Origin of the sequence: Serratia sp. HRI, from assembly GCF_010119335.3 — a bacterium.
GTDB classification, from domain to species: Bacteria; Pseudomonadota; Gammaproteobacteria; order Enterobacterales; family Enterobacteriaceae; genus Serratia; species Serratia nevei.
This window is the reverse complement of record NZ_CP083690.1, coordinates 1,007,935-1,025,757: the sequence shown is the minus strand read 5'-3', so window position 1 is coordinate 1,025,757 and position 17,823 is coordinate 1,007,935. Positions and strand designations below refer to the sequence as shown.

The following is a 17,823-nucleotide window of genomic DNA, read 5'->3' as shown; positions in this document are numbered from 1 at the left end:
ATGAACTTGAGCAAATTAGCACGTAACACACTTCTGTCGGTGGTGGGGCTGGCGGGGTTGGCGATGGCGCAACAGGCGTCGGCGATGCAGTGCCGCTTCGGCAACTCGACGGGTTCAAAAGAGCCGGTTGGCAGCGTGACGCAGGATATCGACGTCGGCCGCCCGATCGTGCTGGCCGCCAGCGACTTTGTGGCGGGCAACCTGATTTGGCGTTCGCAGAACTTTACCTCCACCTTTACCTGTTGGGATACCGATAAATACCCGCAGGGGGAAAACGCCTACATTTACTGGAACCCGCAAAACTCGTTCGGGGCGCTGGATAAGTCGTTGTCTATTGGGGTGTCTATTAATGGCATCGACTATGATTCGGTCAACCTGCTGCAAAGCGGCAAAACACCGACCGGTCCAAATTTGGGGCCGGGTACCAAACCGGGCCGTAACAGTAGGAAAGCCGATCCTCAGGCGGTGACCGCCACCTATTCGGTGTATATCAAAGCCACCGGGGCGAAACCGCCGGCGGGTAATTTCCCGCCGTTGGCGCGCGCATCGCTGTTCCAAATCGATGGTGTGAAGGGGCTAAACGCTACCAAAGACAGCAACTTTAACGCCTATATCAAGGGGCTGGACAAGATCCGCGTGATCCAGTGCAACCCGCAGATCACCGTGTTGGCCAACAACGGCGCCAGCGTTGATTTCGGCGTGCTGACGACTTCCAGCGCCAAAACCGGCACTATCGCCAAGCAGGTGCCGTTTGATATCAAGGCGACCTTGAGCGGCGGCGAATGTGCCGGCCAGTCTCTGCAGGCCAGCTTCAGCAGCACCAACGCCGATCCGTCAGACAACACGCAGATCCTGCCGACCACCAAGCCGGGCGTAGCGATCTTCCTGACTCAGCAGCGTGATACCAATAAAAAACCGATCCCACTGCAAACCAACGTGGATTTCGGCGGCGTGCTGCAGGATAAGCAGAACGAGGTGAAAGAGACCTTTATCGCGAACCTGAAGTGGTTGACCAATACGCCGAAGACCGGGGTGTTCAACGCCACCGCCAACGTCGACGTCACCTTCAAATAATCCGGTGTCGCTTCAATAAAAAAGGGGTCAGTTCTCGCGAACTGACCCCTTTTTTGTGCCTGATGCCGTGCTGATTAACGCAGCCCCATCCAGCTGGTGCAGACGCCTTCCGACGGCTTGCCCGCATACCAACGAGGCAGCGTAGGACCATCGTGGCGCGGTTCGGCCTCCGCCTCTACCGGCTGCGCCGGCCATTCCGAGACGTCCCAGCGGGTGGTGCGGCGATAGACCGCCGGGGTTTTGCCAAACTGTTTCTTGAAGGCGCGTGAGAACGAAGGCTGAGAGTCGAAATGGTATTGCAGGGCGATATCCAGGATCGGACGTGGGCTGGAACGCAGCGCCTGCGCCGCCTGCGAAAGACGCCTCTCGCGGATATAGCTGCCGAGCGCGTGGCCGGTGGTGCTGCGGAACATGCGCTGCAGGTGCCATTTGGAGTAGCCCGACTTGGCGGCGACGTTATCCAGCAGCAGCGGCTGGTCCAGATGAGTTTCAATCCAGTCTAGTAAATCGTGAATGATATTGACGCGATCCATGGTTTTAGTTCTCCCGCAAAAACGACATTCAGGTCACAGTGACTTAGCTTAATTATCCAAGAATATGCTTTGATAATAGGCGTGAGTACGCCGTTACGCAAGGGTAAACCGGGGGTAAAAAGGTGGCCAAAAATGCTCTTTGAACGGCAGGGGGATAAAAGAAAGGCCGCATAAAGCGGCCTTTTCAGCAGGAAATGAGTGGAAAATCAGTTAGTTTCCGGCTTCACTTCAATGTAGTTCAGACCCAGTACGCTGCTGGTGTAGCTGCGGATCTTGTTGGTCATCTCGATATCGCCGTTCAGCTTGTGGCCGTAGGACGGGATGATCTCTTTCAGCTTGCTCTGCCATTCCGGCGTCGCCACTTTGTCTTTGAACACGGTTTCCATCAGGTGCAGCATGATTGGCGCAGCGGTGGAAGCGCCCGGTGAAGCGCCCAGCAGAGCGGCGATGCTGCCGTCTTCAGAGCTGACGACTTCGGTGCCGAACTGCAGCACGCCGCCTTTATCTGCGTCTTTCTTGATGATCTGTACGCGCTGGCCTGCGGTCCACAGTTTCCAGTCTTCCTGCTTGGCGTCCGGGAAGTACTCTTTCAGCGCGGCGAAGCGATCGTCGTCGTTCATCATCAGTTGGCCGACCAGGTATTTCACCAGATCGAAGTTATCCAGACCAACGTGAGTCATCGGCATCAGGTTCGAGGTGCTCAGCGAGTGCATCAGATCGAACAGCGAACCGTTCTTCAGGAACTTACTGGAGAAGGTGGCGAACGGCCCGAACAGCAGCACGCGCTTGCCGTCCAGCATGCGGGTATCCAGGTGCGGCACGGACATCGGCGGCGAACCTACGCTGGCCAGGCCATACACTTTGGCCAGGTGCTGGTTGGCGATCGCCGGGTTGGTGGTGACCAGGAACTGGCCGCCGACCGGGAAGCCGCCGTAGCCGTCGGCTTCTGGGATGCCGGATTTTTGCAGCAGGGTCAGGGACGCGCCGCCGGCGCCGATGAACACGAACTTGGCGTTAACGGTGGTTTCTTTACCGTCGCGGTTCAGATCGGCAACGGTCACGCTCCAGGTCTGGTCGGCGTTGCGCTTGATGTCGCGCACTTCGTGGCTCAGGTTCAGCTTGAACTTGTCGCTGGTGCTCAGTGCGTCAACCAGCTGGTGGGTGATCACGCCGAAGTTAACGTCGGTACCCAGCGGCATGCGGGTCGCGGCGATTTTCTGTGCCGGATCGCGGCCGTTCATCACCAGCGGCGCCCACTGTTTGATTTGCGCAGGATCTTCGGAGTATTCCATGCCGCGGAACAGGGTGCTGTGCTGCAGCGCCGCGTAGCGTTTACGCAGGAAGTTGACGTTGTCGTCACCCCACACGAAGCTCATGTGTGGCACGCTGTTAATGAAGGATTTCGGATCTTTCAGGACAGCGTTCTTCACCTGATAAGACCAGAACTGGCGGGAGATTTCGAAAGACTCGTTGACCTTCACCGCCTTGCTGATGTCGATGGTGCCATCGGCTTTTTCCGGCGTGTAGTTCATTTCGCTGAAGGCGGAGTGGCCGGTACCGGCGTTGTTCCAGCCGTTGGAGCTTTCTTCCGCCACGCCGTTCATGCGCTCGTACATGTCGATGGTCCAGGTCGGCTCCAGCTCATGCAGATAGGTACCCAAGGTCGCGCTCATGATGCCACCGCCGATCAACACCACGTCGACGGTTTTATTCTTCTCTTCAGCCGCTGCCTGCTGCGTAACGCTAAACAGGCTGAGACTGAAAATCAGGACGAGTAATTTTCTCATTGAATTAAATCTCTTGTGTGTAAATTCTACTCATTGCAGGTGAAAGAATTTAGCGGGAGTTACCCTGGAAAATAATGAAGCCGATCGCCCGGCGTGAGCCGATAGGCAGCGATAATGCCTTTTTGTTAATAGGGTTTTTAACGAAAAGTGAACTATTGCAGGCCGTCCGGATGCAAATTGATCGGTTCACGTTACTGGTGGGGTATTATTGTTTGCGAGAATGTTAAAAACTACTTTTGTAACTAAAAAAAATGAATATAAGCAAAAAACGGCCGGTTGCTGTCGCAGGAATAAACAGAGAGGGGAGAAAGGCCGTATAGCCACGTTATTTACAGGGTTTAATTGTCGCGCAATTAAACGTTATTTCGTTATCACACAATAATTGCGGTTAAATTGCAAATACGCATCGGTAACCAATAATAAATGGCCGCCGTTGCGGGCGGCCAGGATTCACAAGGCGGTTACTTGATGCCCATCGCATCGCGCATGGTGAAGAACAGATCGGTCTGATCGGTCAACCCCACCACGTTGGCGGCGTGCGGGCCATAGGCCGCGACGCGCAGCTGGGTGCCGGTGTGCCCCTGCGATTCCTCTTCCGAGTTGCCGTAGCTGAGGGTCATCGGCGCGCCGTCTTTGGTGGTCAGTGTCTGGGTCAGGCCCGGCGCTTTGGCGTCGGCGGCGACGATCTGGCTGGAGTGCGCGTGGTCGGCGGTGACGATCACCAGCGTGTTGCCGTCGGCGCGGGCGAAGGCCAGCGCTTTTTGTACCGCTTCGTCCAGATCGACGGTTTCACCAATCTGCCCGCACGGGTTGGCGGCGTGATCCTGCTTATCGATCGACGCGCCCTCTACCTGCAGGAAGAAACCGTTCGGGTTGTCTTTCAGCAGCGAGATCGCTTTTTCGGTCATCGCCGCCAGCGTTGGCGTGGCCGCGGTGCGCGCCGGGTTGTTTTCGCAGGTTACCGCCGGCTTGTCGAGGTTGCCGTGATAGCTGGCTTTCGGCCCCAGCCAGCGCACCGGCATGTTACCGTCGGCGAACAGGCCCAGCAGCGGTTTTTGCTGATTGGCCAAGGTAACGGCCTGCAGTTCATCCGCATTGCTCACCCACTGGTAACCCTGGGCTGCCGCCTGGTCCTTCAGCGATTTTCCTTGCCATTCGCCGCTTTTCGCCAGTTGGTTGAAGGACTTCGCGCCGCCGCCCAGCGTGACGTCGGCGCGGGTTTTCAGCAGCTGCTCGGTGATGGAGCCGCGGCCGCCGTTTTCCAGCGCGTTAGCAGCGCATTTCTCGCTGGTTTCCTCCGGGCCGTAGCATTTGCGCGAGGTGACGTGCGACACCAGCGCCGCCGGCGTGGCGTCCTGCAGTTCGGCGGTGGAGACGTTGCCGGTGGCCTTGCCGGCCGCTTTGGCGATCTCCAGCAGCGTTGGCTGGTCTTTGCCGTTCACGTCCACGCCGAGCGCGCCGTTATAGGTTTTCACCCCGGTGGCCCAGGCGGTGGCGGAGGCGGCGGAGTCGGTTACGTAATCCGGTTTGTGGGTTTTCTTATCCAGCGAGTAGTGGGTGTATTGCCCGGTCAGCGGCAGAGCGTCGATGCCCTTGAAGTAACCGCCTGCGCCTTCGGCGTAGTTACGCGCGGCGGTGATCTCGGAATCCCCCATGCCGTCGCCGATCAGCAGGATCACGTTTTTCACCGTTTTGTCCGACAGCGACGCCTTCAGCGCGGCGGTCTGATCGCCGGCCAGACGACGGGCGCCGCCCGGCTCGGTGAGGGTGCCGCGCGCGGCGCGCTCGGTCAGGCTATCGGCATTGGCCGAGGTTTCCGCCGCGATGGCGGAGGAGCAGAGCAGGGCGGACAGCACGGCGCCGGCGATCAGGGATACAGCAGGTTGCATGGGGTAAGCTCCTTGTCGTAATACAACAATGTAAATAACATCAAATTGTTACGTAAGGAGAGTAGAGCAGAGGGATGACAATTTTATGACAGAGAAAGACGGGATGGCCCGGCGGCCACCCCGTTTGGCGTCAGGCCGCGCGCGCCGGAATAGCCAGCCCACGCTGCACCGCCGGCCGCGCCAGACCGCGCTCCAGCCACTGCGCGACGCGCGGGAAACTGTCGAACGCCACCAGCTCGCGCGCCTCATAAAAGCCGATCAGGTTACGCACCCAGCCCAGCAGTGAGATATCGGCGATGGTGTAGTCCGCGCCCATGATCCAGTCGCGGCCTTCAAGGCGCGTTTCCAATACGCCGAGCAGGCGTTTCGATTCGTTCTTGTAGCGCTCCAGCGGCCGTTTGTCTTCATACTCGCGCCCGGCGAATTTGTGGAAGAAACCGAGCTGGCCGAACATCGGGCCGACGGCGGCCATCTGGAAGAACACCCACTGAATGGTTTCATAACGCTGCGCCGGATCCTGCGGCAGGAAACGGCCGCTCTTTTCCGCCAGGTAGAGCAGAATGGCGCCGGATTCGAACAGCGGCAGCGGTCGGCCGCCGGGGCCATCGGGATCGATGATCGCCGGGATCTTGCCGTTCGGGTTCAGCGCCAGAAATTCCGGCGTCCAGGTTTCGTTGTTGCCGATGTCGATCAGGTGCGCTTCATAAGGCAGGCCGATCTCTTCCAGCATGATGGACACTTTGACGCCGTTCGGCGTCGGCAGAGAATAGAGCTGCAACCGTTCCGGGTGCTGAGCCGGCCAGCGTTTGACGATCGGGAATTGGGTGGAATCGAGCATGGAAACTCCTCGGGTTGGCGGGGTCACTTAAGCGTACCCCTTGAGTATTGCAGTAAAACTACCCCGCCGCCGGGTTACACCGTGAGCTCAAAATGTGCGGCCAGCGCTTTTTTACCGGCGGGGGTCAGCTGCAGCTCGCGGCTGTCGAGCCGGCGGACTATCCAGCCGCGTTGAATAAAGGCGGCCAACAGCGCGGCGCCCAGTGCGCCACCGAGGTGAGAGCGGCGTTCGCTCCAGTCCAGGCAGCCGCAGGCGAAGCGGCGGCGGGTGGGGGCGGGGGAGCAATCGACGCCCAGCCGCGCCAGCGAGGCCTGACCGACGTCGCTTAACCGGTAGTCTTCCACACCGCTCAGCCAGTTCAGCGCATGCAGCCGATCGTGCAGCTTCACCGCCACCTCGCCCGCCATGTGGTCGTAGCAGGTGCGCGCATATTGCAGCGTGGTGGGCGTGCTGCTTTTCGCCGACGGGCGCGGTACGCCCGCCAGCGCCATCAGGCCTTCCAGCGCTTCGGCCACCGGCTGACCGGCCAGCCGAAAATAGCGGTAGCGCCCCTGTTTGACGCAGGCGATCAGCCGCTGCTCCAGCAGTTTCGCCAGATGTGCGCTGGCGGTGGACGGGGCGACCTCGACCGCCGCGCTGAGCTCGGTAGCGGTGTAGGCGCGCCCATCCATCAACAGGCACAGCATGCGTGCCCGGGTGCGGTCGGCGATGGCGGCGCTCAGCGCCGCTAAACGATCTTCTATGTCGATGCTATGCATACTTCGAGGTTAGGCGAAGTATGACTGCGCGTCCAGCGCTAGCCTGTGGTTATCGCCATCTGGTACCGAGGGAGAAAACCATGTCCGAATGTCCTTATGCCGCCGCGCTCGCCGCCGAGCCGCAGATGCACTATCGCACCTTGCCGCCCTTGAGCTGGGATAGCGCATGGCAATGTTGGGTGGCCGCTACGCCGCAGTGGGTGAGGGAAGCGCTGCTCAATGCCGATCTCGGCGTGCGGCCGGCCGATGAGCCGGTGCCGACGGCCTTGCTGGAGACGCCGATGGCGCCGCTGTTCGCCGGGCTGGCGCGGATGCGCGACGGCGAGGAGCATCGCACGCTTAAGGCGGCGCTGCAGCGGGCGTTAGCTTCCTGCGACGATACTCTGATTCAGCAAACCGCGGCGCAGTGCGCGGCGCGGTTAGCGCCAAAGGCCGCCGAGGCGGCGGCGATCACCCGCTTTAACTACGGGTTGCCGGTCTGCACCCTCGGCGCATTGTTGGGCGTACCCGAAGCGCAGTGGCAACATCTTATCGACGACAGCCTGGACTTTGTCCGCTGTATCGCCCCCGGCGGCACGCCGCAGCAGCTGGCACGCGGCATTGCGGCGGCACAGCGGCTCTGTGCCCGGCTGGCGACGGGGAATGGCGTGCTGCGCCAGGCCCTGGTGCGGGAGATCGGTGACGCCCGGCTTGTGTCGGCCAATGCGCTCGGCCTGCTGTTTCAGGCCTGTGAGGCGACGGCGGGCTGGATCGGACTGGCGTATTTGCTGGCACGGCAGAACGGTGAAGTGGACACCGCGCTGGATCGGGTGCGGGCGCTGACGCCACCTATTCAAAACACGCGCCGTTTCGTCTTACGCGAAACGCAGCTTGCCGGTTGTACGCTGCGCGTGGGGCAGACCGTCTTGCTGTTGCTCGGCGCCGACGGTGAACTGGCCTTCGGCGCAGGGGCACACCGCTGCCCGGGCGAACGCTGGGCGAGAATTATCGCGCGCTGCGGCGTGGCGCATCTGTGTTCGCTGGATATTGATGAGCGGGCGTTGGAATCGGTGCGGTGGCGCCATTCCTACAATGCGCGCGTACCTGAATTTTACCGTTGAGAGGAAACGATAATGATCGCCGTGATTTTTGAACTGCAGGCCGCTGACGGGCAGCGTGATACCTATCTGGCGCTGGCGGCTGAGCTGAAGCCGCTGCTGGCGCAGATCGACGGATTCATTTCCATCGAGCGCTTTCAAAGCCTGGCCGATCCTGCGCGCCTGCTGTCGCTCTCCTTCTGGCGCGACGAGGCGGCGGTGCAGCAGTGGCGCAATCTCGAGCAGCACCGGGCGGCGCAGGCGCGCGGCCGTGGCGAGGTGCTGGCGCAGTATCGGCTGCGGGTGGCGGAAGTGGTGCGGGACTACGGGCTGGAGAGACGCGAACAGGCGCCGCAGGATAGCCGTTGTTATCACCGCACTTGAAGAAAGCCCGCCGGCGGCGGGCTTTCTTCGCCCGTTATTTCGCTTCGCTGCCCACCTTCATCGCCCCGGCGTAGCTGGCGCCCATCCCCCAGGCGGCGCCGTGGTCGCGGGCGATCTGCAATACGCTTCCCGCCGTGGCTTTGCGGCTCCAGTCCTGCTGCCATTCCAGCATCAACGCCACCCAGTTGATGGGCGTGGCGCCCGCCTGTATCAGGCGCTGCATGGCGTTGTTTTGGCTGTCTGGCGTAATGTCGCCGGTGACGTCCGACAGAATATAAACCTCATATCCCTCGCCCAGGGCGGACAGCGCCGGCAGCATCACGCAGCTGGCGGTCCACAGCCCGCCGATGATGATTTTCTTGCGGCCGGATTGTTTGATCAGGTCCACCACGCGCCGATCCTGCCAGACGTTGATGGCGGTGCGATCGTACACCTGCAGGTCCGAGCGTGCCTGCGTCACCTGCTGGAATACCGGCCCGGCGAAGCTTTTGGCGTTGGCCGAGGCCAGAATGGTCGGCACGTTGAACACCTTGGCGGCCTTGGCGATGCCGGCGGCGTTATTCACCAGATTGGTTTGGTCGATAGAGGAAATGGTCATGCCGAACATGTCCTGCAGATCGACCAGCAGCAGCAGACTGTTCTCGGCGGTCAGCGGCTGCACATAACCCGTCTGGCGGCTGTCGGCGGCGGGGGATTGCGCCAGCGCGGCGACGGGGGCGGCGGCGGCGCTCAGGCCGAGCATCAGGGCAAACAGGGTCTTTTTCATTATTAACTCCATGATTATCAGTAGATTAAATTCACTTCCCATTCAGGGAAGCGGTTGAATAAAGTCTACTGAGGTTGTTGAGGTTAATAATCTGTGTTTTATTGAATTTATAATTAACCAATAGGACATAATGTGGACGTGCTACTGACGATGCGCGCCTTTCGCCGCGTGGTTGAGCGCAACAGTTTTTATAAGGCGGCGGAGGATCTGGCGATCACGCCGGCGGCGTTGAGCAAGCAGATTAAGCAGTTGGAGAACCGGTTGGGTACATTGTTGCTGGTGCGTACCACCCGCAGCATGAGCCTGACCGAAGCCGGGCTGCTCTATTACCAGGAAGCCTGTCGTCTGCTCGGCGAGTTCGACGCGCTGGAGCAGACGGTTGCCGCCAGCGCGCAGCAGGTCTCCGGCACGCTGCGGGTCAATGCGCCGCTCTCGTTCGGCCTCACGGTGCTGTCGCCGCTGCTGCCGCCGTTTATGCAACGCTACCCGCAGCTGCAGGTGGAACTGACGCTGGACGACAGGGTATTGGACGTGGTGGCGGCCGGTTTCGATATTTCCTTGCGCATTCGCCGACGGCTGCCGGATTCTTCCCTCAGCGCCCGGGCACTGGGTGAAGTGCACCAGCGAATTTGCGCCGCGCCCGACTATTTGGCACAGCACGGCGTGCCGCAAACGCCGAATGACTTGCCGCGGCACAGCTGTCTGGCCTATTCCCTGGCGGAAAGGCCGGGGCAGTGGCAGTTCACCGCCGGCGAGGAGAGCCTGAGCGTGACGTTCGCTCCCCGGTTGATCGCCAACAACAGCCTGATGCTGCGGGACATGCTGGTGGCGGGACTGGGCATCGGTTCGCTGCCGTCGTTCGTGGCGGATCCCGAAATCGCCGCCGGCAGACTGGTGCGGCTGTTCCCTGAACAGATTGCCGAAGCGCATCAGGTCTTCGCGGTTTACCCGACGCGCCGGCATGTGCAGCAGAAAGTGAGTTTATTCACCGAGTTTGTGCGAGAACAGGGATTGATGACGGCGAATTGACAACGGCGCACGGTTGTCATATTCCTTAGTTATGAAAAGATCCTATCGCCCATTCGCGCAAATTATTATCACCATGCTTCGTGTGGTGGGATAGCGCGTGTGTCGCCAATAAAAAACCCGCCGGCAAGGCGGGTTTTTTTATCCCCTTCCGGCAACGACCGGAGAACGGCATGAAAACCTACCCTGCAGTTTTACACCTGATGTGCGGCAAGGCCGGCGCAGGCAAATCGACGCTGGCGCAGCGTTTGGCGCAGCAACCGCAAACGCTGTTGCTGGTCGAAGATGCGTGGCTGGCGACGCTGTATGAACAGGAGATGGCCAGCCTGCAAGACTATGCGCGCTGTTCCGAACGGTTACGGCGGGCGCTGGGCGGGCACCTCTTTCAGCTGCTGCGCGGCGGCTGGTCCGTGGCGCTCGATTTCCCGATGAATACGCCGGACAGGCGGCGTTGGGCCAAAGCATTGGCGGAGGAGGCCGGCGTCGCGCACTGCCTGCATTTTCTCGACGTCAGCCATGCGCAGTGCCTGAGCCGGATAACGCTGAGAAACGCGCGCGGCGAGCACCCGTTTACACTGAGCGAAGCGGAGTTTGAGCACCTGGCGCAGTACTTTGTTCCCCCGGCGGAAGAGGAAGGGATGACCGTCTTGCATTATAGCGAACAGGACTGAAAACCGGCTCCATGACGGCCCCGGCAACAGGGTTAGGCTTCGGCGTTAAACGCGTTGTGGAAGGCGACTTCCGCACACGGCAGCGCGCCCTGGAAGGCGATGGCGCGGAAGTAGTCTTGCGGCACGCCCGGCAGGGTCAGCGCGGTCTGCGCCTGGAAGCCGAAACGGCCGTAATAGTTCGGATCGCCCAGCACCACGCAGCCTGCGGCGTGCCGTTCCTGCAGTTCGGCCAATAGCTGGCGGATCAGCCGGCTGCCGATCCCCCGGTTCTGACTGGCCGGCAGCACCGACACCGGTGCCAGCCCGTACCAACCGGCGGCGCCGTTGCTGAGTATGACCGGCGAGACGGACGCGTGCCCGATCGGTGTGCCATTGTGCTCCGCGACCAGCGACAGGGTGAGGGCGCCTGCCGCGCGCAGCGTGTTGACGATAAACTGCTCGGTGTGGCTGCTGTGTTCGGCATGCAGGAACGCGGCGGCGGTCAGGGTGGCGATGGCGCCGACGTCGGCTGGCGTTTCGTGGCGTAAAGTGATGTCCATGGTTGTATCCTGATTAAATAAGGCTGAGCCGACCGGGCTGCCTGCCCGGCCGATATCGATGATTAACGGTTATCCAGCTGCGCCCGCACGGCCTTGAGCCCGGCGAAGGTGACGCGATAAGGGCGCCCCTGGCGAGAGAGGATCAGGCGTTTGGTTTTGAGTTTGGTGAAGACGGCCAGCGAGCAGTCGGCCAGGCCGAGCCCTTCGCGGGTGTAGCATTCGACGTGGGTGACGCGACCGGCGTCGTTGCGGGTGAAGGCGATATAGCCGCCTTTGGCCAACACGTGCAGCACGCGTTGTTCCGCTTTGGAAATGTTCATGTTGGGAGATCCTGTAATAACCCCAGATACGCGCATCCCCGCGCAAACGCGCGTCGGATACGTCAGAGTCCCTCGCCATACGGCAAGGAAGCGACTATCGGGTGGTTACAATCTCCAACATACAGGCCTCGGGCAGTGAAAAACGCCAGGGCGGCGTTTCAGCGCAGTTAATGTAGCCAATGGCCGGTTGGCTGTCAATTTGCCGGCGGCGCGGGCCGCCGGCGCAAGGCCAATCAGAAAGGCTTGGTCGGCAGGTACTTGCCGTCCAGGGTGATCACTGCGCGTTCGCCGCCGTCCGGATCGGCGACCTTTTTGATATCCAGCTTGAAGTTGATGGCGCTGATGATGCCGTCGCCGAACTGCTCGTGCACCAGCGCTTTCAGCGTGGAGCCGTAAACCTGCAGCATTTCATAGAAGCGATAAATGGTCGGATCGGTCGGCACGCCGCCGGGAATGCTGCCGCGCAGCGGGATGGTTTGCAGCAGCAGCACCGCCTCTTCGTCCAGCCCCAGCTTGGCCGCTACCGTGCGCGCCGCCGGTTCCGGCAGCGCATGCTGCCCCAGCAGCGCGGCGGTGACGAACGCCAGGCTGAGACCGGTGCCCTCGGCCAGCGCGTCGAAAGTCAGGTTATGGCGGATCTTGGCGGCCATGATGGTGTCGGTGAGCGCTTCGCGCGGGGCGGCGTTGTGCAGAGAGTGTGTCATGTTAGCTCCTTTTGTTGGCTTAAAAACGGGCGATCGCCGGGGTGGCGGTTACGTCGGGATGGGTGGCGAGCGGCACGAAGCGGCGGGTTTCGCCGTCCAGCGCCTCGATAGCGCCGCTGGCGATGTCATAGACCCAGCCGTGCAGCGTCAGGCGGCCCTGATCCAGCGCCAGGGCGACGGAAGGGTGCGTTTTGATGTTGTTGAGCTGGGCGATGACGTTTTCGCGCACCATCGACGCGACCCGGGCCTCGTCGGAGGCGTGCGGATAAGCCTGATTGACCGCCTTGGCGGAATCGGCGTAACGCAGCCAGCCGGCGACCGTCGGCAGGTGTTCCAGACACTGGCAGGTGGCGATGGCGGTCATCGCGCCGCAGTCGGAATGGCCGCAGATCACGATATCCTCCACGCCCAGCGCGGCGACGGCGTACTCGACCGAGGCGGTAACCCCGCCGGGTTCGGGGCCGAAAGAAGGCACGATGTTACCGGCGTTGCGGATCACGAACAGATCCCCCGGCTCGCGCTGGGTGACCAGCTCCGGCACCAGGCGGCTGTCGGAACATGAGATAAACAGGGTGCGCGGGTTTTGGCGGGTCGCCAACTGCTGAAACAGCGCCGTGCGTTCAACAAAGGCTTCGCGCTGGAACTTCAGGAAGCCTTCAATCACCTCTTTCATCCGTTTCTCCATTGGGTGTCGTTATGCGATGGCGGCATGATGAACGCTTCTGGCTATAGGGTCTAAGACCCATTTATAATGCTGGCTATAGGTTTTACTAATAGCTGGGGCGCTATGCTGCTGCGACACATCCGTTATTTTCTGGCCGTTGCCGAACAGGGTAACTTCACCCGCGCCGCCGAAGCGCTGCACGTCTCGCAACCGACGCTGTCTCAACAGATCAAGCAGTTGGAAGACACACTGGGGGCGCCGCTGTTCGATCGCAGCGGCAGAGCCGTGCGCCTGACCGACGCCGGTGAGGCGTGGATGCGCTATGCGCGCTTGGCGCTGCAGGATCTGGACGCCGGCGCGCGGGCGATCCATGACGTGGCGACGCTCGAGCGTGGCCATTTGCGGCTGGCGATGACGCCGACCTTCACCGCCTATCTGGTGGGGCCGGCGATCGATGCGTTCTACCGCCGCTACCCGGGGATTACCCTGAGTATTGAGGAGATGGCGCAAGAGCGAATTGAGGCGCTGCTGGCGCAGGATCGGCTGGATCTGGGGATCGCCTTCGAGATGGCGCAGTCGGCGGAGGTGGAAGCGGCGGCGTTGTTCAGCGAGACGCTGGAGCTGATGGTCGGTGCCGGGCATCCCCTGGCGGCGCGGCATCGGCCGCTGACGCTGGCGGAGTGGCAACATCTGCCGCTGGCTTTGCTGAGCGGCGACTTCGCCACGCGCCAGTTTATCGATCGCTACTGCACGCAGCTGGGATTTCGGCCGCAGGTGGCGGTGGAGGCCAACGCGCTGGGCGCCATCGTCGAGATCGTGCGGCGCGGGCAGCTCGCCACGCTGCTGCCGGCCGCCATTGCGCGTGAGAATCGGCAGTTGAAAAAAGTGGCATTGGCCAACGCCATGCCGGTGCGGCAGGCGGTGTGGCTGCAGCGCAAAGGCGCTTACCGCAGCGCCGCCGCGCAGGCGTTTATTGCCGTCTTGCAGGAACAGGGCGTTACGCCAACGCCCCCCAGCGCTGCGTCATCCCCAGCAGATGCACCAGCCCGAAGCCGAGGCAAATCAGCGAGCTGACGACGATAAAGCGCTGGCTGCGGCCGGTATCGCGCAGGGCGAAGGGGCCGGCGACGCCGCGCAGCAGGTAGATGAAGGTAATGATAAACAGCGCGGGCCGCAGCAGCGGCAGCGGCGCGATCAGGCCCGCGCCGGAAAGCGCATACAGCGACCAAATAAACAGCACCAGCGCGATACCGGCGGTGACAACGGCCGGGAACTTTTTACCCGCTTCCGCCGCCTTAATGAAGCGATCGCCGGCGCCGCATAGCCGGTAGCCGCGCGGCCCGGCGGCGATCACCCAGATATGCAGCAGCGCGGCGATGGCGCTCAGCGCGGCGCCGATCAGCAGCGCGGTGTTATAGAGGTGCGGCATGGTTCAGCATCCTTGTCCTAAATCAGTCTGGTATCAAGCGTAGACCAGAATGGGTAAGTCAGGCTGGGGGGAGCTCAACGGCCGACATTTGCAACGCGTCTTCAGGCACCACGCGGCCCTGCGCATCGAGCAATGCCAGCTGTACCGGCAGCCCGCTGCGTTTATCCACCAGTTGAACGTGGGGGTTGTCATGCAGAATATGCCGGTGACCCCACGCCATCAGAGCAACCAGAATGGGCCCCAGGCTGCGCCCCTTGTCCGTCAAGACATATTCATGTCGCTCGCGCTCGCCCGGTTCCCGGTAAGCGCGTTTGGCCAACAGCTCCTGTTCTACCATGGCGTTCAGACGGTTGCTCAACGCCTGACGCGACGCGCCGATATTTTCACGCAGTTCTTCAAAACGGCGGCCGCCGTAGAATGCCTCGCGCAGGATCAGCAACGTCCAACGATCGCCAAGCAGATCAGCCGCCTGCGCCAGCCCGCACAGGGCAAGTGAAACGGTGGGGAGATCGGGAGATTTTGACATGGGCATTTTCCTTCGCTAACCTAAGTCTTGTTTTTAGACTTATCTATGTTCAAGGAGATTATAATGCCATTTGTTAATGTGCAAACCGTAAAAGGCATGCTGGATGACGGACAAAAACGTGAATTGCTGGCGCGTATTACCGATTTGCTGGTGGAGATAGAAGGGCGCGGCGATCCGGCGTTCAGGCCGTCGGTTTGGGTCAGAATCGATGAACATGCGCCAGAACAATGGAGCCTCGGCGGTTTGCAGCCCACGGCGGCGATGATTGCCGCTAAATTTCCGCCGCGCGAGTGCGCGAAATGACGCCAGTCTGAGCGCGTGTCCGCAGGCGGGAATGTCTTCTCGCTCCAGAGGCGTTTACCGCCTGCGGCAGAATCGGTATTGACGGCACTTTATTCGGTGTGACGCTCCCGGAACAGCAAAGTGGCAATCAGACTGACGGTCAGCATGCCGGTCACGTACCACGCCGGCGCCAGCGGGTTGCCGCTGGTCTCAAGCAGCCAGGTGACGATCAGCTGCGCCGAGCCGCCAAACAGCGTCACGCCGAAGGCGTAAATCATCGAGGTGCCGGTGGCGCGCACGTGGCGCGGCAGTGCCGAGACGATCAGCATGGTGCTGGCCAGCATGTTGATGCCCAGCGCGCCGATCAGCAGGATGCGGAAAACGATCGCCAGCCACAGGGTTTGCGTGGCGCTGAGGAACCAGAAGGTTGGGTAAATCAGGATCAGCGCCGCAAAGATGGAGAACAGCAGCGGCCTTTTGTAATTCTGTATCCGATCGACATAGCGCCCGGCGTAATAGACCGCCACGATCTGCACCACGGAGGCGATACAGCTGAACAGGTAGGCGGTCGGACCGGCGATGTGGTAGGTCTGCATCATGTAGGTCGGCATGTACAGCAAGACTACGTAAACCATCACGGTGCCGGACATGATGACCAGCACCCCCAGCAACAGATCCTTGGCGTGGTTGCTCACCAGATCCCATACCGGATTCAGCGGTACCCGCGCACGATCCGGCTGTTCGCCGCTGTAGGTCTCTTCCAGGTGCTTACGGATATAGACGCCGACGGGAATGATCAGCAGGCCGATGATGAACGGCACGCGCCAGCCCCAGGCATACAGCGCCTCTTCCGGCAGAAAATAGGTGAGTGCCAACCCGCAAGAGGCGCCGAGCAGGGCGCTGACGCCCTGGCTGATGGCCTGCCAGCTGACGAAAAAGCCGCGCTGATTGGCCCCGGCGGACTCCAGCAGCAGCGTGGTGGCAGAGCCGACTTCACCGCCGGCGGCGAAGCCCTGAATCAAACGGCCGACCACGATCAGCACCGGCGCCAGAACGCCGATTTGCGCATAGGTCGGTGCGAAGGCGATCAGGGCGGTGCCGATGCCCATCAAGACGATAGTCATCAGCATGGCGGCCTTGCGGCCGACCCGGTCGGCATAGGCGCCCAGCACCATGCTGCCCAGCGGGCGCATGATAAAGCCGACGCCGAACACCGCCACCGACATCAACAAAGAGCCGTAGGCGCTGTCGCTGGGAAAATAGAGTTTGCCGATGATGGCGGCAAAGAAGCTGTATACGGTGAAGTCGAAAATCTCCAGGCCGTTGCCCAGGCTGGCGCCGACAATGACTTTGTAATTTACCGCGCCTTTCTCTGCCGTTTGGCTTTTGGGCAAGGTTTTTTCAGCAGTGTTCATCGTTATCTCTCGCGATAGGTGGACGGTGTGTTGTTATTATGTTCTGGCCGTGATGGCATTATCCGGGACGGCGATAACCGCCACACGAAGCGGCAACAGAATGGCAACGTCTCCTTTACATATACTTGTATGTACAATTCTATGCAACATGAGGGTGGTTAACGGGATAACGCTGGTTTGATTTTTCTTAAGATTTTGTATTTATATGTTTTTTTTGGATTTATGACGTGTAGCAGTGAGGTGGTTTAGTGCCGATTTAGTGAGCTGGAGCGCATTAATCATCGAAAAAATCCTGGCATTTAAGAGGAGGGTCACAAAATGTCGCGTATAGCAGAATATGCGGCGATAGTCGGCAAGAAATAGAATTAAATAGAGGCGTATTGACTGTATCAATGATTCCCAAGAGGTATTCAGTGCGATTTATTCGCACCTGGTGCGGTATCTGGAGAGAATAAATTTAATTTTTTATTTTAATTAATACCGCTAATTAATATGTTTGGTGAATTTGTTTCAGCTATTGTACAGCTTGCTGTGCGAAGCCTCCCCGTGATTTTCATCGGCATTATTAAATGCAGGTATGACTCATCCGTCGGTAACGCTCAAAATGTCACCAAAACTTCCCGCGATCTCTGAACCCCGTTGTGGCATAATGCGCGCCAAATCACATTCCCTATGTATAAAGAGCGAGCGCTGTGTTAAGCACCAACAACATCACAGTGTTGTTTCATATGTAAAATTTTTATATGTATAAAATATCTGCTAAGTATCAGTCTTAGAGAATTACCTTTATAAATTTCATATACGCGAGAATACGACATGAATTGGTAATATATACCCAAAATAATTCCAGTTGCTTGGAGGCTGCAACGTAGTGAGTCCCCGGGAGCTTACACCAGTAAGTGACTGGGGTGAACGAGGAGAGCCAACACTCAAGCAGCTTGAAGTATGACGGGTATATTAATCTTATTGTATGTTGGTGCATTAATATCAAGCCATAGATGATAGTAGTCTGCGTGCAGAATGTAGCTGAGTTAATTACAGCTCATCGGCTAGAGAGTCAGTAATTAGCATTGAAAGCAATATGATAACTGTCTTTATTTAATTTAAATTACACCGTTCACTCAGGACTTTCATCGTACACT

The 17,823-nt window shown here is 59.9% G+C and carries 20 protein-coding genes; 7 read left to right on the top strand and 13 right to left on the bottom strand.

Translation table 11 applies throughout. The features are described from left to right. Positions 1-6: 6 nt before the first annotated feature. Positions 7-1,074: a fimbrial protein gene (locus tag GF111_RS04965; RefSeq protein ID WP_038881187.1), complete on the top strand. Its 1,068-nt coding sequence runs from the start codon at positions 7-9 to the stop codon at positions 1,072-1,074. A gap of 74 nt (positions 1,075-1,148) precedes the next feature. Here GF111_RS04965 and GF111_RS04960 read toward each other — a convergent pair whose 3' ends face one another. From GF111_RS04960 to GF111_RS04940, 5 genes are all read right to left on the bottom strand, one after another. After that, a complete protein-coding gene (locus GF111_RS04960) occupies positions 1,149-1,607 on the bottom strand; it encodes a helix-turn-helix domain-containing protein (protein ID WP_047728191.1) in 459 nt (152 codons plus the stop codon). 206 nt (positions 1,608-1,813) lie between these two features. Continuing rightward, positions 1,814-3,394 (bottom strand): malate:quinone oxidoreductase, encoded by a 1,581-nt coding sequence (locus tag GF111_RS04955; RefSeq protein WP_038880911.1) that lies wholly within the window; start codon positions 3,392-3,394, stop codon positions 1,814-1,816. A 461-nt stretch (positions 3,395-3,855) separates the two neighbouring features. Further along, positions 3,856-5,283, bottom strand: a complete 1,428-nt coding sequence (gene phoA / locus GF111_RS04950; protein ID WP_060442906.1) for an alkaline phosphatase — start codon at positions 5,281-5,283, stop codon at positions 3,856-3,858. 130 nt (positions 5,284-5,413) lie between these two features. After that, positions 5,414-6,121, bottom strand: coding sequence for a glutathione S-transferase N-terminal domain-containing protein (locus tag GF111_RS04945; protein ID WP_004939065.1), 708 nt, complete (start codon positions 6,119-6,121; stop codon positions 5,414-5,416). A 74-nt stretch (positions 6,122-6,195) separates the two neighbouring features. Next, entirely contained in the window at positions 6,196-6,879 is a 684-nt protein-coding gene (locus GF111_RS04940) for a helix-turn-helix transcriptional regulator (RefSeq protein ID WP_147191356.1), read from the bottom strand. Positions 6,880-6,959: 80 nt separating this feature from the next. Here GF111_RS04940 and GF111_RS04935 point away from each other — a divergent pair, with 80 nt between their 5' ends. Beyond that, positions 6,960-7,979 carry a cytochrome P450 gene (locus tag GF111_RS04935; protein ID WP_055317659.1) on the top strand — a complete coding sequence of 340 codons (1,020 nt, stop codon included), beginning with the start codon at positions 6,960-6,962 and terminating at the stop codon, positions 7,977-7,979. 12 nt (positions 7,980-7,991) lie between these two features. Further along, on the top strand, positions 7,992-8,339 hold the full coding sequence (locus tag GF111_RS04930; protein WP_033646818.1) for an antibiotic biosynthesis monooxygenase: 348 nt from the start codon (positions 7,992-7,994) through the stop codon (positions 8,337-8,339). A gap of 34 nt (positions 8,340-8,373) precedes the next feature. On the opposite strand, the gene GF111_RS04925 is transcribed toward GF111_RS04930, so the two are convergent. Further along, on the bottom strand, positions 8,374-9,105 hold the full coding sequence (locus GF111_RS04925; protein WP_038880922.1) for an isochorismatase family protein: 732 nt from the start codon (positions 9,103-9,105) through the stop codon (positions 8,374-8,376). A 132-nt stretch (positions 9,106-9,237) separates the two neighbouring features. Here GF111_RS04925 and GF111_RS04920 point away from each other — a divergent pair, with 132 nt between their 5' ends. Together GF111_RS04920 and GF111_RS04915 are read left to right on the top strand one after the other, a co-directional pair. Then, entirely contained in the window at positions 9,238-10,134 is an 897-nt protein-coding gene (locus tag GF111_RS04920; RefSeq protein ID WP_038880925.1) for a LysR family transcriptional regulator, read from the top strand. A 170-nt stretch (positions 10,135-10,304) separates the two neighbouring features. After that, positions 10,305-10,802, top strand: a complete 498-nt coding sequence (locus GF111_RS04915; protein WP_110593351.1) for an ATP-binding protein — start codon at positions 10,305-10,307, stop codon at positions 10,800-10,802. 32 nt (positions 10,803-10,834) lie between these two features. Here the strand turns inward: GF111_RS04915 and GF111_RS04910 are convergent, their stop codons facing one another. From GF111_RS04910 to GF111_RS04895, 4 genes are all read right to left on the bottom strand, one after another. Further along, a complete protein-coding gene (locus GF111_RS04910; RefSeq protein ID WP_147191354.1) occupies positions 10,835-11,341 on the bottom strand; it encodes a GNAT family N-acetyltransferase in 507 nt (168 codons plus the stop codon). A 62-nt stretch (positions 11,342-11,403) separates the two neighbouring features. Further along, positions 11,404-11,661 carry a YjhX family toxin gene (locus tag GF111_RS04905; protein ID WP_004939031.1) on the bottom strand — a complete coding sequence of 86 codons (258 nt, stop codon included), beginning with the start codon at positions 11,659-11,661 and terminating at the stop codon, positions 11,404-11,406. A gap of 233 nt (positions 11,662-11,894) precedes the next feature. Beyond that, positions 11,895-12,365 carry a cyanase gene (gene cynS / locus GF111_RS04900; RefSeq protein ID WP_038880935.1) on the bottom strand — a complete coding sequence of 157 codons (471 nt, stop codon included), beginning with the start codon at positions 12,363-12,365 and terminating at the stop codon, positions 11,895-11,897. A 19-nt stretch (positions 12,366-12,384) separates the two neighbouring features. Further along, positions 12,385-13,038 carry a carbonic anhydrase gene (locus GF111_RS04895; protein WP_048233124.1) on the bottom strand — a complete coding sequence of 218 codons (654 nt, stop codon included), beginning with the start codon at positions 13,036-13,038 and terminating at the stop codon, positions 12,385-12,387. A gap of 114 nt (positions 13,039-13,152) precedes the next feature. Between GF111_RS04895 and cynR the strand changes: the two genes are divergently transcribed. Further along, a complete protein-coding gene (gene cynR / locus GF111_RS04890; protein WP_038880940.1) occupies positions 13,153-14,103 on the top strand; it encodes a transcriptional regulator CynR in 951 nt (316 codons plus the stop codon). Here the strand turns inward: cynR and GF111_RS04885 are convergent. Both GF111_RS04885 and GF111_RS04880 read right to left on the bottom strand, forming a co-directional pair. Continuing rightward, positions 14,027-14,458 (bottom strand): hypothetical protein, encoded by a 432-nt coding sequence (locus GF111_RS04885; protein WP_033637706.1) that lies wholly within the window; start codon positions 14,456-14,458, stop codon positions 14,027-14,029. The genes cynR and GF111_RS04885 overlap by 77 nt on opposite strands. 58 nt (positions 14,459-14,516) lie before the next feature. Next, positions 14,517-14,984, bottom strand: coding sequence for a helix-turn-helix domain-containing protein (locus GF111_RS04880; RefSeq protein WP_038880943.1), 468 nt, complete (start codon positions 14,982-14,984; stop codon positions 14,517-14,519). Positions 14,985-15,047: 63 nt separating this feature from the next. On the opposite strand from GF111_RS04880, the gene GF111_RS04875 reads away from it, so the two are divergent. After that, on the top strand, positions 15,048-15,287 hold the full coding sequence (locus GF111_RS04875; RefSeq protein ID WP_038880946.1) for a 4-oxalocrotonate tautomerase family protein: 240 nt from the start codon (positions 15,048-15,050) through the stop codon (positions 15,285-15,287). Positions 15,288-15,376: 89 nt separating this feature from the next. Here the strand turns inward: GF111_RS04875 and GF111_RS04870 are convergent, their stop codons facing one another. Then, positions 15,377-16,681, bottom strand: a complete 1,305-nt coding sequence (locus GF111_RS04870; RefSeq protein WP_061872160.1) for an MFS transporter — start codon at positions 16,679-16,681, stop codon at positions 15,377-15,379. Between the last annotated feature and the right edge of the window lie 1,142 nt (positions 16,682-17,823).

Bases quoted from the DNA above. Each gene is read 5' to 3' on its own strand.
- GF111_RS04880 (WP_038880943.1), bottom strand. From the start codon at position 14,984: ATGTCAAAATCTCCCGATCTCCCCACCGTTTCACTTGCCCTGTGCGGG.
- GF111_RS04940 (WP_147191356.1), bottom strand. From the start codon at position 6,879: ATGCATAGCATCGACATAGAAGATCGTTTAGCGGCGCTGAGCGCCGCC.
- GF111_RS04930 (WP_033646818.1), top strand. From the start codon at position 7,992: ATGATCGCCGTGATTTTTGAACTGCAGGCCGCTGACGGGCAGCGTGAT.
- GF111_RS04960 (WP_047728191.1), bottom strand. From the start codon at position 1,607: ATGGATCGCGTCAATATCATTCACGATTTACTAGACTGGATTGAAACT.
- GF111_RS04875 (WP_038880946.1), top strand. From the start codon at position 15,048: ATGCCATTTGTTAATGTGCAAACCGTAAAAGGCATGCTGGATGACGGA.
- GF111_RS04925 (WP_038880922.1), bottom strand. From the start codon at position 9,105: ATGAAAAAGACCCTGTTTGCCCTGATGCTCGGCCTGAGCGCCGCCGCC.
- cynR (WP_038880940.1), top strand. From the start codon at position 13,153: ATGCTGCTGCGACACATCCGTTATTTTCTGGCCGTTGCCGAACAGGGT.
- GF111_RS04895 (WP_048233124.1), bottom strand. From the start codon at position 13,038: ATGAAAGAGGTGATTGAAGGCTTCCTGAAGTTCCAGCGCGAAGCCTTT.
- GF111_RS04870 (WP_061872160.1), bottom strand. From the start codon at position 16,681: ATGAACACTGCTGAAAAAACCTTGCCCAAAAGCCAAACGGCAGAGAAA.
- GF111_RS04945 (WP_004939065.1), bottom strand. From the start codon at position 6,121: ATGCTCGATTCCACCCAATTCCCGATCGTCAAACGCTGGCCGGCTCAG.
- GF111_RS04905 (WP_004939031.1), bottom strand. From the start codon at position 11,661: ATGAACATTTCCAAAGCGGAACAACGCGTGCTGCACGTGTTGGCCAAA.
- GF111_RS04935 (WP_055317659.1), top strand. From the start codon at position 6,960: ATGTCCGAATGTCCTTATGCCGCCGCGCTCGCCGCCGAGCCGCAGATG.
- phoA (WP_060442906.1), bottom strand. From the start codon at position 5,283: ATGCAACCTGCTGTATCCCTGATCGCCGGCGCCGTGCTGTCCGCCCTG.
- GF111_RS04910 (WP_147191354.1), bottom strand. From the start codon at position 11,341: ATGGACATCACTTTACGCCACGAAACGCCAGCCGACGTCGGCGCCATC.
- cynS (WP_038880935.1), bottom strand. From the start codon at position 12,365: ATGACACACTCTCTGCACAACGCCGCCCCGCGCGAAGCGCTCACCGAC.
- GF111_RS04885 (WP_033637706.1), bottom strand. From the start codon at position 14,458: ATGCCGCACCTCTATAACACCGCGCTGCTGATCGGCGCCGCGCTGAGC.
- GF111_RS04955 (WP_038880911.1), bottom strand. From the start codon at position 3,394: ATGAGAAAATTACTCGTCCTGATTTTCAGTCTCAGCCTGTTTAGCGTT.
- GF111_RS04915 (WP_110593351.1), top strand. From the start codon at position 10,305: ATGAAAACCTACCCTGCAGTTTTACACCTGATGTGCGGCAAGGCCGGC.